We start from the raw sequence: 15,096 nt of genomic DNA on the forward strand, positions 1-15,096 counted from the left end.
TATAAACTAAATTTGACCTGACAGACACTTCTGAAAAACCGGCAACTGTCAGATCAAGTTTGAACTACTACAAATAATAAGCTGCTTGAGATGTGCAATATTCCTTATTCCCTCATCGAAGCCTGCCAAGGTGATCTGGTGATGGCCCATATTGCAAAACAGGCTGAAGATCCCAGCGCCTTTTTAGGCATGGTCGAAGACCTGTCTAAAAAAAGCGATATGATCAAAATTGATAAATTTAATTTTATTCATGATCATATATTTGAGTGCTATTCACAGCCCTATAAGTTAAAAAATAAAACAGTCGGCCGCGTCTGGAGTTTTCGTGATATTACCCAACGTATCGTATTGGAAAAAAAGCTTGAATATCAGGCTACACATGACTCCTTAACAGGACTGCCGAATCGTGTGCTGATGCTGGACAGGCTTCAGCATGCGCTTGAATATGCGAAGCGTCATCAATCGCTCTTTGCCATTATCTTTTTTGATTTGAATCGGTTTAAACTGATTAATGACAGTTTAGGGCATGCAGCAGGTGATGAATTACTCAAGTGCGTCGCTAAACGGCTTGGGTTTATGTTAAGAAAAACCGATACCTTATCCCGGATTGGCGGGGACGAATTCATCGTGATCGTGAGTAATCTTAAACAGGAGTTGGATGCTGGAACGGTTGCCATGCATTTACTGGAAGCCTTCAATGATAATTTTGACATTCTGGGACAGTCCTTGTCGGTTAGTTCCAGTGCGGGTATCAGTGTCTATCCGCGCGATGGCACCACCATTGGCGAGTTGCTTCGCAACGCCGATGCGGCCATGTACAAAGCAAAAAATCAAGGCATGAATCAATTCCAATTTTATACCCCGGAATTGGGTGAGCAAATAAGTGCCCGTCTTGAGTTGGAAAATGATTTGCATAATGCCATTACCAATAACGAATTTATACTGCATTATCAGCCGCAATATGATGTTGTCACTAAAAAAATATCGGCCATAGAAGCGCTCATCCGCTGGAATCATCCTCAAAAAGGCCTTTTGCTTCCTATCCATTTTATACCTGCAGCAGAAGAAATCGGACTCAGTGTTGCCATTGGCGATTGGGTACTGAAAAAAGCCTGTGAACAAAATAAAAAATGGCAGGAGGAGGGCTTCCCTCCCATGCGTATTGCGGTAAACATCAGTTCCAAACAGCTCGTCCAACCTGATTTTGCCGAGAAAATAAAAAATATCCTTGAATTAACACAACTAGAGCCACGCTATCTTGAGCTGGAACTCACGGAAAATGTCATTATTAATACGGTTGAGACGTCGATTAAGCCTATTACGGAGTTGAGCGCTTTAGGGGTACATATTACGTTGGATGATTTTGGGACAGGCAATTCCAGTATTAATTATTTGAAAAAAATGCCGTTGAGCAGATTGAAAATAGACCAGTCATTCGTCAGTAATATTAATTTAAATTCCAGCGATGAAGTGATCATTCAATCAATTATTTCCTTGGCGAAAAAATTAAATCTAGAAATCATTGCTGAAGGAGTGGAGACTAAAAAACAATTGGAATTCTTAAAATTATGCCATTGTGAAGAGGTACAGGGCTACTATTTTAGTAGCCCGGTTGATTCCAATCAATTGGAGAATTTATTAAAATCAAGTGAGCAATAAGAAAAATCTATCATGAAGTGTTTGCTCTCAAGAATAGGCCAGACCGGATCCTGACGAGTTCCAGGATCGATTCAGTTATGGCTCATTATAGCCTTGCTGGCGGACGCAAGGTTTCCAGAGTATACCCATGATCAACCACGTTGTCTTGCCCGCGTAGGCGGGCAACCATTAGGATATCGGATGAGGGATAGTCCAGCAATGGCTGCGATTGGTGTCGATTATTACCCCCCATGCGGCTGCTGGCCAATGGATGGATGCCGCCTACGCGGGCAAGACATTATGAAAAAGACCCTTGCCTGGGTAAAACATCCAAGGGTCTTTGCGTTTGGTTTGAGAACGTCAGGAGATTATTGCCTTGCCTGAGCAAGCCCCTGGGGAGGGTTTTATAATTTTCCATGCCGATTTGTTTATTAGGCAAATAATAAGCTAAATTTATACTAAGTTGCAAAAAAGCTGTCATTTTAGTAAGGACGCTAACATGGAGCAACATAGGCTCTTGGTGGTTGATGACAATGAAGCAATACACAAGGATTTCCAAAAAATCCTTGGGATTAATCAAAAAAGCGATTCACTGAGTGCTTATAATCGCTTATTTGAGCAGCTCGAACAGGACACTTCAATCACCACACCCCTTTTCCATATGGACTCCGCCTATCAAGGTGAGCAGGCACTGGAGCTGGTTACCAAGGCTTTTTCTAACCAGGAACCTTATGCTCTGGCTTTTGTGGATATCCGCATGCCGCCTGGATGGGATGGCATTTATACGATTAAAAAATTATGGGAAGTCGATCCTTATTTACAAGTAGTAATATGTACGGCTTATTCTGATTATTCCTTTGATGAAATTTATCAGCAGTTACAGGGGTCGGATAATTTTATTATTTTAAAAAAACCTTTTGATATCATCGAAATACGGCAACTGGCTTCCACCATGACTAAAAAATGGTGTTTGGCGAAACAGGCCCGTGAATACATCGCCCTGAGTGAAGAAAAGCTTGCAAAAAACTATGACGAGTTAAAAGGCCTGTATAATGAGCTGCAATCCACTCAATCCCAACTTGTACAACATTCAAAATTGGTAGCCATTGGCCAACTCGCTGCCGGTATCGCTCATGAAATCAATAACCCCATTGCCTATGTAGCCAGCAATACCAAAACGCTCAATGATTATGCCGAGGTGATTAAATCAGTGTTAAACAATATGGAACAGCGACTCGATCAATCCCAGGATGTCGAATTAAAAAATTATTGGCAAAAACTGTCAAAAGAAAAAAACCTTTCTTTTATATGGCAAGACATGACGGATCTGATTAAAGAAAGCAGCGAAGGGTTGCGGCGCGTCAGTGAAATAGTCAAGGACTTGAAGTTTTTCTCCCATACCGATGAAGGGGAGATGCAAAAAGCGAATATCAACCAATGCATCGATGTGACGCTAAAAATGATTTGGAATGAATTGAAGTACAAATGCACGATAAAAAAGGAATACGGCGAACTGCCGGACATTATCTGCAATCCCCGGCAATTGAATCAGGTGTTTATGAATTTGCTGGTCAACGCGGGGCAGGCCATTCCTGAGCAGGGGGAAATTACCATCACCACAGGTGTTGAGAGCAGCCACGTTTTTATAGCCATAAAGGATACGGGAACAGGCATTTCCCCCGAAAACATGGAAAAACTGTTTGACCCGTTTTTTACAACCAAGCCGGTAGGAACAGGGACAGGCTTAGGCCTTTCCATATCTTATAATATCATACAAAAGCATCAGGGGCAGATTAAGGTCAGCAGTAAAAAGGGTGAGGGTACCACATTCACTGTTTATATTCCGATAACGGAATAATGGCTAAGGAGAGTCAGGATGCTTGATATGGTTGATGATTCTAAAGGAACATTATTGCTGGTTGATGATGAGGTCAATATTATCAACTCCCTGAAACGTATCTTTGTTCCTTTAAATTATAGAGTCCTTTCTGCGACGACCGGTCAAGAAGCCTTAGACCTGCTTGAAACAGATGACGAGATAGATATCATTATCTCGGATATGCGTATGCCTGAAATGGATGGTGCCACGTTTTTAAAAAAAGCGGCGGATAAATGGCCTGAAATTAATCGGCTTTTATTAACCGGTTATGCGGACATTAATTCCGCTATTGCAGCCATCAATAACGGTCAGATCGATTATTACCTTCATAAACCATGGCAACCCCATGAATTGGAACATATCATTGAAAATTTAATGGAGCAGCGGAAGCTCAAAGAAAGTAACCGATTATTGCAAATCGAGCTGGCTGAACGTAACAAAGAATTATTATTCTTAAATAATCACCTGGAAGAGCTCGTTGAAGAGCGGACGTTGAAACTGGACAAAGCGTACAAGGCGATTAACCATAGCTACGCTTCCGTCATCGAGATCTTGTCGTCCCTCAGTGAACAGCCCAAAAGTATCTTTAAAGGTTATACTCATCGGGTCGCTAAATTGGCTCAATTATTTGCCGAAAAATTAGGATTAAACGCGCAGGAAATCCAGACTATACATACCGCGGGGTTGCTGCATATTATCGGCAAAATTGGCATGCCGGAATCGATTATTACCAAACCCTATCAAAGCTTGTCGGCAAGAGAAAAAGAGGAATATGAGAAATACCCACTTTTAGGGAGTGCCATGCTGCTCGGCTTTCCTGCGCTGGAAAAAGTAGCTCATTTAATTGCCACGCATCGGGAATTATCCAATGGCCTGGGGTATCCGCATCAGTTTAAAAGCAATGATATCCCACTGGAATCGCGAATCCTCTCCATTGTAGTCGATTACAATGAGTTACAATCGGGTTTATTATTTCCTCATAAACTGCTGGCCTCCGAAGCCTTGCAGCTTATAAAAAATAATGAAGAAAAACGCTATGATGATGATGATTTGGCGCAGCTCTTTGTCAATATCATCAAGGGGTTGCCTCAAGAATCACCGCTGAACGAACAGCTTTTACCCGCGAAACTATTGCAACCCGGTATGGTTCTATCCCGTGATTTAATTACGGAAAGTGGTTTAAAGCTTTTATCCAGAGGGTATGTGCTCACGCAGCTTACGATTTTAACCATCAGACAAATTGGAAATATCAGCGTTTATGTTGTGGCAGAGAGTACTTAAATTCTCGTTGGAAAGGTCTATTACTTTCTCACAACAGACAAGCATTGCCAAATCAAGGCCTGCCATTTTTGTTGACTGCCTTAAACGCCCCATGAGCGACCAACAGGTTCCTGATTGCCTCGCCATCAGGCGTGTGTTCCTGAACCAAATCAAGCGGGGTATGGGATTCATAATCACTTGGATTCACATCGATACTTCCAGTGGCTAGAAGCAACCGGACTGCCTCGACATGATTTGATTCAACCGCATAATGCAAGGCACTTCGGCTTTCGTTATCGGTCAGATTAATCTGGGCGCCAGCCGCAATGAAGGCTTTAACCGCCTCCGAATTGTGGGCAATCGCGGCTAACATCAAGGGGGTTTGACCCTGGGTATCAGCGGAGTCTATGGTTTTGGTATTTAGGCAAATTTTAACCATGTCGTTGTCACCGTATTGTGCCGCATAATGTAATGCATTGCGCCCTTCGTCATCCGTTAATTGTTCTAGCCCATCAACCGCGAGCAGCCATTTAACACACTCATGCTGCCCATTTAAAATGGCGGAATGAATGGGAAAATGCGATAAATTATTGGAGGTAAACGCCAGCTGTTTTTCCTGAGCCAGCATCTCTTTAAGCAGTTTGTTATAGCCAAATGTGGACATTATGTGCAAAATAGAATCACCCGATTCATTCCTTTCATCCAGCAGCGTTTTACAGTGTTTCAATAACAAGGTAAAAATGGCCTGCTTTCTTTGCTTTAATTTGTCGTCATAATCATTGGGAAGCATCAAGGCATCGAATAAAATAGAATGGCCATTGGGTGTTTTTTCTTGTGGGTTTGCGCCCAAGGCCAACAAATTTTCTGTCATGTGCAGGTTACCGCGCGCCGCTGCCAATTGCAGCAATGTATAATTGGTTTTGGTATTTATTTGCTCCGGACTGGGTTTTAAGGTTTTCAAATAACTATCGAATCCTTTATCCACCAGAAATTGAAGCGGTGTTAAATCCTTGAAAGCCGGAACTGGCGTTGTTAATTTTTCAGCCTGGATATTGGGTTGGATATGCCCAAGAAAATCGGCTGCCAACGCTTTGTATGACGCGAAGCGTTCGCCAAGGTCTCCCTCAAAATGCTGATCCGTGCTGATGGTGGTTTCACACCAGTAGATTAATTTACTCAGGCTTTCGTTGGTAGGGGTTGAGGAATCGATATTCAACGTTTTACAAAGCGCATCAAATTGAGTAAGCATAGCCGCTCCTAAAACAGATAAGTGGTGTCTAAAAATTCAAATAAATCAGTGTATTCGATTGGTTTTTAGCCCATGAACAGCCATTTTCTATTCCCAAATATAGTCCATTTTTAAAATTATAGCGAGCACTGAAGGCCATCCAAAATCTGGTTATGAACATAAATCCAGTGATTTGCTAAACGCGAAAGCAGTGTCTTATAATTGAAAAACAAGAATTAATAAAATTCAATTTGATTTTAAAGGAATCGGTATACGAATTGGTGGCATAGGACTTAAGACTTAATAACACCCGATTAAGTGCGGGGATGTGGCATAAACAGGCCGCGTTCCTATCCTGGGCAGCAACGGAGGCGACCCATGTATACTCGAATTGATTTGGCTGGATTGGCAGGCTCGGCACGTACACGTGGAAGAGAACTTCAAATCGCTGTCGATGAGGCCAATGCCGCACATGCCGCAGAACTGTCGCCTCCGGGCAGTGCGGCCCATATTGCTATCGACCGGGAACTTCAACGCCGGGTGATTCATATTGAAAGCCTTATCAAAGGAAGTACCTATACTCACTCAGCCCCATTGCGTGCCCAACTGACCCGTGCACGGGATCAGGTGCGAAATCATCTGGTTGATGCCGGTGAATCGCCGCACCCATTGGGTGAGCCACAGACGAGTCTGAGTCAGCGGATTGCCGAACTTCCGGATGCCGTTGCAGAACGTTTGGCTAATGTGCTCGTCACGTACAAGGGGAATGCGGGGCAACTGGCCACGAATTTACGTCATATTTTTCCCTACGGCTCAGATCCTGCGGCTGTCGCTCGCTGGCGGGATTTTCTTAACACCCACTCCATCACCTTTCTAGGTGGCTCAAATATCATTAATTTCAAGGTGACGGCACTACTTCCACTTGTTGAACCACCCGAAGTGCTCAAGCTCGAATACCGTTTTGGTTACCCAAGCCGCATGGACACGGTGTTACGGACAGCCGTGCCTGGATTATGCACACCCACCGCCGTTTCCCGCATGGTCATGGCGCCTGACAATACGGGCGCATTGGTTGGGCGAAGCCTGATGGTGACTACACTTTGTACCAACGGGGGAGCGGGTGGTTATGCCAAGCGCGGACGCCTCGATTACGTTGTCGCCGCAGCGGTAGAAACAGCGGCCACGATGAGAGCCGCCGGCAGGTCCCAAATGGATATCGACGCTGCGGTGACCACCAGGGTCAACCTGCTGACGCATGGGATGTCCGCAGGGGAGCGACTTGAAATTACCCATGCCGCAGGCCTTACGGCTAACGCAGCTGTGCTTGCCGTGGCTGCAAACCCCCTGGCGGTTGATGGCTATCGAACCGCTGCGGCTACCGCGGCCACCGCGTTGAGGCAACGTATCCATGGGATATCGTCGCAAATGGGTGCCCGATTGCAGGATCTTGAGCGAGAAGGCATCTATTTTCCAGATGCAAAACTCGATAACTGGGTTGTGGAAGGCGATGGTACGCTCCGAGTCGCGGATACCAAGAGCTTTAAACGTTCACCACCCGATGCGGTGGATGAGCGTCATATTGACAATGATGGAATCGTCGGAAGGATACGGACGCGAGGCTTTAATTTGGGCGACATCGATGCGAACACCGCGCCTAAAGTAATCCACCGTGCCATTCTGGGACGTAATATCTACTATGCTCTTACGGGTGTCTGGCCCCACGATACAACCACGCCGGACTGCAGCACCCAAGAGGTGTTTCAAGGGGCAGTGGGCGCTAAATACAGAACCCTGGTTGAAGGCTTAACTCATCGCTCCGCGCCAGCACCGGGTATCCCGCAACCGACCATCACACTGGCTCAGGCTGCGCAAATATTACGCGAGATCGAAATCATGCATACGCCGCCTTATGCACTCGCAAGCGTTCCACAACAAGCGTTGATGGTCGCACTGGCTGCTAACCCGGCCTATGTGGCAGCCAATGCCGGGCAAAAAGCGCTGATGGCTGAATTGGCCGCCAGTGCGAGTTACGAAGCAGCCAGTCCTGCGCAACGGGCCTTGGTGATTGCCCTCGCAACTCATCCCGTCTATGAGGCAGCCAGCCCTGCACAAAAAGCATTGGCAGCCACGTTGGCCGCTGGCGCGGATTACGAAGCCGCCAGCCCTGCTCAAAGAACCATGATGGTCGGGCTGGCCGCAAGCCCGGTTTATGAGGCCGCCAGCCCGACACAACGGGCACTGCTGGTTGCACTGGCACGCAATGCAGTTTATGAAGCAGCCTCGCCCACGCAAAAGAGCTTGGTCGCTACTCTGGCTGCCGGTGCAGGATACGAAGCAGCGACACCCGATCAAAGAACATTGATGGTCGAGCTGGCCGCTAAACCGATTTACGAAGCGGCGACGCCCGCGCAACGGACCCTGATGGTTGCATTAGCCACCAATGCGACCTACGAAGCGGCGAATCCAGCTCAAAGAACACAAATGGCCGTACTGGCCTCCAAGCCGCTTTATGAGGCAGCTGCCCCTGCAACCCGGCAACGCATGCTTGAGGCCATGGCGACGCCGGCTTACGCAGCAATCGTGGCCAAAGTGCGCGATCTGGAAGCATTGACTGGGCAAGATCATAGCGCCTGCCTGCTTGCCAGTTTGCACTCAGCATGTAGCGCTCTTGCATACGATAGGGATACGGCTCTTGCGGCTTTACGGGATACGGCCAATCGGGCTTATGATACCCTGGTGGAAGCGAACACTCTTCGTGCCGCTGTCACCGCCCCGGTGCAACCAACCCTTGGAGGGCAAGTCCTGCTCCCAAACGATCTGCTCGTCAATGATCGCACGGCATCCATTGGCGCCCCTGCCGATCTTAATGCGCTTCTTGCCGGGATTGAAACGCACCGTGCTCATCTGGGGGCAGCCCGTGAGGCATTGCCTGAACTTCGCGGTTTACAAGGTTTAAGCGACGCCTGCGATTCACAACGTTTCGGGGCCGGGGATGCCAGGATGGATCAATTTCTCGCTCAGGCCAGACAAGACATCATAGACAGTGCCACCCTCGTTGCTCGTTTAGGAAATGCTCATCGTATCCACGGCGAATTAACCGCCGCTCGAGCCGGGCTCAGCGACGTGGTGAATCAGGCGGTGCATGATAATATTACCCGACTTCGTGGCAAGCATCTGTCCCGTGGAGCAGGGGCAAAAGCGACAGCCATTGAGAACGCCGCCGCCGAAATACCCATCCTTACCCGAATTAATCTGCGCGCCCATGAAGGTGATGGGGCGGTACGGGCTCTCTTCACTGAAATGAGCAGGAGCCGCTCCATCTTTAGCGGTCTGGGTGCTGCATCTGCAACACCCGGTAAAATAGAGAGTTACAAACTGGCTATGAGAGCATTACGCCCGGAGCCTCCTCGAGATGAACCTGGTCATGGCAGGGGAGGGGGGCCGCCTACCAATTAACTTACGCCGGCTTTACTAAAAATCCGGATTCTCCTCTGAATTTGCATAAAATTGACGCACTTCGTCAACCCGCTGAAACAAGTCCTCGTATTTTTTGACCACCGTGGAATAAAGTCTCGAATTCGTCAAGGCTCCTATATCAAATTCCGTTAACGCCTCTCTGGGGTCCTTGTTTTGTAATGCGTCAATTAGTTTATGGGCAGCATGGATTTTATCCTGAGCGCTGTATCCGAATTTGGTACTGATCAATCGGGTTTTAAAGCCGCTGGAATTTTCTTTTTCCAGGTACAGTTTCTCGGGTAAATGCCATTCGCTGGCGCGTTTTTTACAATAACGCTGTAACGCATCAATGAAAGAAAGCACCTCAAAGGGATTAAACGATTCGGAAGGGGTGGTTTTTTCCTCTGAGTGTTTCTCTCGTTGAGAGGGGGGATTATTAAAAAGCTCTAAAAAATCATTTAACTGATTTTGCCTGGCAAATTGCCAGGCTGTTTGATCAAAGGATGAATCTTCAGCATTGGGATCCGCGCCATACTCTAATAGCAAACGAGCGGCGTGAAGTTGGTTATTTTTCATGGCGATGAATAACGGGCTGGTGTCTTCCTCTTCGCCATTTGCTTTAACACCATGCTCAAGTAATACTTTAAGGCTTTCCAGAGAGCCTATTTTAACCGCAAGATTAATCATAAAATTTCTCTTGCCCAAAAAGGTTTGAAAAGGATTAGCCCCATGAGCCAACAGGAACTTTAACAGATCGGGATTATTTAAAGCGATGGCGTCTTCAAGAGGGCAGGGAGTCTCTACGTCCGGGCGAAGATGAGGGTCTGCTCCTTTGTTAAGCAAGGCAGCTACCATGCCCCATTTTCCTTTAGACATAGCAATGCGCATCGGCGAAATCACGTTCCCATTGCTCAAATTAGGATTGGCGCCGCAATCAAGAAGCGTTTGCGCAGATTCATCATAATCACACAAAAGCGCAATCATTAAAGGCGTATACTGACTGTTGGTTTTTTTATTGATATCTGCACCATTAGCAATTAATTGAGAAATCAGGCCGGAATTGGCTGTCTGTGCAGCGACACAAAGCCAGGTGCTGCCCTCTGAATCCTGCCATTTAATTTTCTTTTTCATGTTTTTATTGGATAAATGCTGCATTTTCAGAAGAAGGTCGGTTAGTTCCTCTTCGGCCTGTTTATTGCCTGGGGATGTGTAACAAGCGATATGAATGGCTGCAACGTCATTATCCGAACAGGACCTGATTAAAGCCTCGGCTGCCTTATCGTCATCCGTGTATTCTTGCAAGGGCGGGATATTGGCATCAATCAGAATCCATTTTTCTGTCGCGGGGTTGTAAGAAATAGACACGGCATGCTGACCGCCGAAACCGGTAACGGCCAGGCTGACTGGCTCGGTAAGGTGCATCTGTTTAAAGCCTTTTTTTAAAAAAGCCAGGTTGGTTTTAAATTCCTCCTTTTTATAAACGCCGGCAATGGAGGGTAAAGAAAGAATGCCTCCCCGCTCTTCAAGGCGTTGGGGAATGGTTAAATCCACAAAACCGCCTCGTTGCTGAGATAAGTGAATATTTTTTTCAAATAAATACTGATAAAGCCGCCTTTGTTGATTGAGTTCAATCCCGTCAAAAAAGGCCAGGGCATCGACCCATTGTCCTTTATGGATTAAGTAAGATTCTATCTGCGCACGGATTGATTCCTTTATGGCTGCCTTACCCGCAGGAATCTCGTGATTTAACTGCTGAATCCTCGCTTTTTCCTGAAAGTCTTCCAAAGGGATTGTCAATAGTTGGTCCACGCGTTCCTTAAAACGTGATGCTTCACCGAGTAACACAGCCTGCATTCCCATATGGCAGTAGCCATTACAAATTCCCCTTTCATCTGCTGCATAGTTTAAACTCTGCATGAGTTGGATAATGCGGCCATGACCGGTAGAAACATCTTCTTTATCCTGCATATCACGCCTCGACAACCGATGCTGTATTATAGTACAGACCAGGCACTTGGACGCAAATTCTGGGCATGACATGGCGTTTTCTCGTTGCAGTCTTGAGTGCCGTCAGGTGGGGTGGAATGAGTGATGTATCAGGGATTAAAAGGCCGGTGAGTGGATATGGTATAATGCGTAATCGTGCGAGGAAAACGGTAAGCGAGATGGCGTGGCTTTGGTAAGCCAGCCGGCATCCGTTTCTGGCTTTGTTTGTGATGTAATATGAGATGTACCCATGCGCCTTGACCTGTATAATCTGGCCATTAAAAAAATCATTGCCGAATTGAATCGGTTCACAGGCCTATGGATCTCCGAACTCAATTTGACACACAACTGTCTGGGTAAGGAAAACTTCACGGATTTGGTGGTTTTGTTCAGTATGATCAAACCATTTGAAGTGGCTTGTCTTAATTTGCATTGCAATGGTTTTGGGCAAAAGAGCGGGAGCGAATTGCTGGCCTTGTTCCGTATTCTTAAGCATTCTGGAATTACCCGCCTTGGTTTAAGCGCAAATGACCTTTCCCTAAAGACCGGGGCTGAGTTGGCTGCCTTGTTAACTGTTTTGAGTGATTCAGACATTCATGAACTTGATTTGAGTTACAATTGGCTCGGGAAACGACCCGATGCTGAGTTAATTGAACTTTTCAAAATATGGCGTAGTACGCCAATCATTGCGCTTGATTTGGCGTGTAATGCCCTGGGCGAAAAAGCAGGAAGCGTTTTGGCTTCGATGTTTTACGCTTTGAAAGGCTCTGCAATGACCCATCTTGGTTTAAGCCATAATGATCTTTATCAGCTGTCAGCTGCTGATTTTTCAGCCCTGCTCTTCGCCATAAAAGAGGCTCAAATCACTCATCTTGATTTAAGTGAGAATCGGTTGCATCTTATGGATGCTGCTTTTGAGACCCTGTTTGACGCATTAAAAGACTCTTCAGTGACCCATCTCAATTTATGGGCTAATGGTATAGGGCATTTGAGCGTATTAACGGCGCAGTTTTCCTTACTCCAGGGTACGGCAGTGACCCATCTTGATTTGGGAGAGAATGATCTGAAATGGGTGCCTGCTGAAGAACTGGCTGCTTTATTTCGTGTCTTTAAAGAGACCAAATTGCGGCATATTGGTTTAAATTATAGCTATTTTCAAGAAAGAACAGCAGAAGAGTTACACCTTGTTTTTAATGCATTGCCAGCTAATATCGCGACGGTTAAATTATCGCTTCAGGAGTTAATGGAGATGGGCAAGGAGCAACGTCAGGCAATTCAAACGCGTTTCCCCAGGGCGGATCAGGTTATTCTGGTCAATCATATCGAAGGTAGGGAATTAAATCCTTCGTTTAGACCAGACGATGCAAATGTCTATCGGCGGTTAGGCTTTAAGGTGTCGCCGCCCTCATTGACTGGTTTAACGTCCTTTTTCGTGGTCAGCAATAATTTCAGATTTAAACATCGAACACAAAAGATGTTGCCGGAGGAAGTAATACAATGCCTTGTCGGGAATAGACCCAATCCAATGATGTTTCAAACATGAATGAACGACTGGAAAGCGCCTCACATGTGGCTGTGCTTAAGTGTTTTGGCTTTGGCGGGGGTTAAAATAGCCAGGATGACCGCGATGATAAGCAAAGCCGGAACATCGCCATAGAGATGAGCAAAATGGTGTGGGTAATATAATGCCTGAAGGGCCATGATGCCGCCATGTACAACACTGGACTAAACAGTAAACCATATTAAACTTAAATGCTGCAGTGGATTCTTGGCCGCCAGAATCAAAAAAATACCTAATGTTGCATAAATGCCTAATATCATTTGCAAATAGACTAGAATTTTTTCTTCTGTAAATTTGCTTCTCTTCATGATGGCTTATACCTTTTTTGCTTGTTGATATTTTGCCAGATTTTTCCAGTTTAGGGTGGATCTATTTTCAGGGAGGAGATCAACTTAAGGGGTGCATTATGCAGCACAATTAGGCACTCGAATGTAGTGTATTCGGTGATTCTCCTTTTTGAATATAGACATTTAATTATTGATCTAATTGGTACATTTGTGTACAATTTGCTCTTAATCATCATTCTTTCGGGCTAATGACATTCATCTGGTAGTCAAGAAACTATTGAACAAGATTTTAGAGGAAAACACGGCTTTAAGGCGCATGGCGGCCGAGTTTAGAAAATGGAAGGGCATGATGTTATTGCCGTAAAGCCTAGCCTTGGGTTGTTTTGATGAATACGAAAGTTTGATTAATCATGGAGCTGATAGCAAGCACTAATTTCCATTAAGAAGAGTTTAAAAATGTTGTCAAAAAGCGGTCTATTTAAGCAGAAAAATAAAGCATATCGCTTGAACGTTAGTGATTACGATACACTTGTCCCCTATTATTTTAGTAAACATAAAATAAATGTACGCTACCTTGTTAACGGCACGACATTCATCGGACGTCGGATGATGGCTGAAAATTATTTACAGGTACAGGCTGAAATTAATGAATACGAAAATGAACAGCTAGCCTATGCTAGACAAATTATCCATCACTGGTCACCGCCTAATGCCTGCATGCCGGGAAAATACAGGCTCAATAGAAAGAATAACAGACACTCTGACTTTGAAAGGCACTACCAGGAATTGTATGAAGCAATTAACGATGAGTATTTAAATAATGATGGCCAATTAAAAGAATTATCTGAAGAGAAACAATTACGTTTAAACGCTATTGTAAAAAGGTTGAAGTGCCGTAAGAAACTAGATGAATATCGGCAAAAGGAAATTGAAGAATTATATGAACGAAGAAATAGTGTTTGTCTTACCAAAAGTCAAGCAATAGATGAAGTCAAATCCATCCAAAAATCCCTATCTGATGATGAAGTTGTGGTCTATTTTTTTACAAATAATCGCTGTAAGGGAACTGCTCATTTTGAGACTTTATTAATAAAGCGTGACCACATCGTTAAGCCGGTTCATTGGTTTTTACATGAAAGTAATATGTTTGAATCAACAGATTTTGATAAAATTTTTATCACGGATTTATCCCCTTTCGTAACATATACGTTAAGCAAAAAAGACGTTGAGGGTGCATTCGACGAAGACCCTATGAAAAGGCTTCAACCCCAGGTTGACAGTGATTCATGTGGTGCTCTAGGAGTTTTATATCTAAAAGAATTACTTAAAAATAATAGTGAACAATTACGTGAGTTTTCATTTATAGCTTCCCTTTATTCCGATAAAAATGATTTTGGCTCAATAGACCAGGGCAGGTCTTACAAAAGCCTGTTATTCTTCCCTTCTCCTCATGTACTACGTTATTCTCAATCAAGACTTTATAACAGCATTCTCTTGGCAATGTTACAAAGTACAAATGATGAAGAAATGATAGAGTATAAGCATGTTCAATATAAAGTTAAAACCTTGCATGGGATTTTAAAACAGTCTATCGCTTCCGTCATTGAAAAAGATGATGCTGAAGCTGTACGAATCAAAGATTTATGGTCGCGATTGCCTGACTTCAGAATAAAATGGATGGATTTATATTATAAAATGGAACAGAAACGGCAAAAAATGCAGGATGGCTCGGTAATCCCCCCATATTTAACTGACATCAAAAATAGAGGTTTAAGCAGCTACTAAAGCCAGCTTCTGCCTT

Annotated in this window: 8 protein-coding genes and 1 pseudogene; 6 read left to right on the top strand and 3 right to left on the bottom strand. The window is 44.9% G+C overall.

The features are described from left to right. The first annotated feature begins 90 nt into the window (after window positions 1-90). From Lery_RS14620 to nosR, 3 genes are all read left to right on the top strand, one after another. Window positions 91-1,659: a putative bifunctional diguanylate cyclase/phosphodiesterase gene (locus Lery_RS14620; protein ID WP_058527995.1), complete on the top strand. Its 1,569-nt coding sequence runs from the start codon at window positions 91-93 to the stop codon at window positions 1,657-1,659. Between the two features lie 478 nt (window positions 1,660-2,137). After that, complete coding sequence (locus Lery_RS14630) at window positions 2,138-3,496, top strand: ATP-binding protein (protein ID WP_058527997.1); 1,359 nt, start codon at window positions 2,138-2,140, stop codon at window positions 3,494-3,496. A gap of 18 nt (window positions 3,497-3,514) precedes the next feature. Beyond that, window positions 3,515-4,798 carry a response regulator c-di-GMP phosphodiesterase, NosR family gene (nosR, locus tag Lery_RS14635; protein ID WP_058527998.1) on the top strand — a complete coding sequence of 428 codons (1,284 nt, stop codon included), beginning with the start codon at window positions 3,515-3,517 and terminating at the stop codon, window positions 4,796-4,798. A 52-nt stretch (window positions 4,799-4,850) separates the two neighbouring features. Here the strand turns inward: nosR and Lery_RS14640 are convergent, their stop codons facing one another. Then, window positions 4,851-6,026 carry an ankyrin repeat domain-containing protein gene (locus Lery_RS14640; RefSeq protein ID WP_058527999.1) on the bottom strand — a complete coding sequence of 392 codons (1,176 nt, stop codon included), beginning with the start codon at window positions 6,024-6,026 and terminating at the stop codon, window positions 4,851-4,853. Between the two features lie 357 nt (window positions 6,027-6,383). Between Lery_RS14640 and Lery_RS14645 the strand changes: the two genes are divergently transcribed. Continuing rightward, a complete protein-coding gene (locus tag Lery_RS14645) occupies window positions 6,384-9,461 on the top strand; it encodes a hypothetical protein (protein WP_058528000.1) in 3,078 nt (1,025 codons plus the stop codon). Window positions 9,462-9,476: 15 nt separating this feature from the next. Here Lery_RS14645 and Lery_RS14650 read toward each other — a convergent pair whose 3' ends face one another. Continuing rightward, a complete protein-coding gene (locus Lery_RS14650; RefSeq protein WP_058528001.1) occupies window positions 9,477-11,429 on the bottom strand; it encodes an ankyrin repeat domain-containing protein in 1,953 nt (650 codons plus the stop codon). Between the two features lie 268 nt (window positions 11,430-11,697). Between Lery_RS14650 and Lery_RS14655 the strand changes: the two genes are divergently transcribed. Beyond that, a complete protein-coding gene (locus tag Lery_RS14655; protein WP_058528002.1) occupies window positions 11,698-12,990 on the top strand; it encodes a leucine-rich repeat domain-containing protein in 1,293 nt (430 codons plus the stop codon). 20 nt (window positions 12,991-13,010) lie between these two features. On the opposite strand, the pseudogene Lery_RS15835 reads toward Lery_RS14655, so the two are convergent. Next, window positions 13,011-13,316 (bottom strand): annotated as a pseudogene (locus Lery_RS15835) (DUF6632 domain-containing protein). Window positions 13,317-13,751: 435 nt separating this feature from the next. Here Lery_RS15835 and Lery_RS14665 point away from each other — a divergent pair. Then, window positions 13,752-15,080, top strand: a complete 1,329-nt coding sequence (locus tag Lery_RS14665; RefSeq protein WP_058528003.1) for a hypothetical protein — start codon at window positions 13,752-13,754, stop codon at window positions 15,078-15,080. Window positions 15,081-15,096: the final 16 nt, after the last annotated feature.

Origin of the sequence: Legionella erythra (genome assembly GCF_001467615.1) — a bacterium.
Classification (GTDB): Bacteria; Pseudomonadota; Gammaproteobacteria; order Legionellales; family Legionellaceae; genus Legionella_C; species Legionella_C erythra.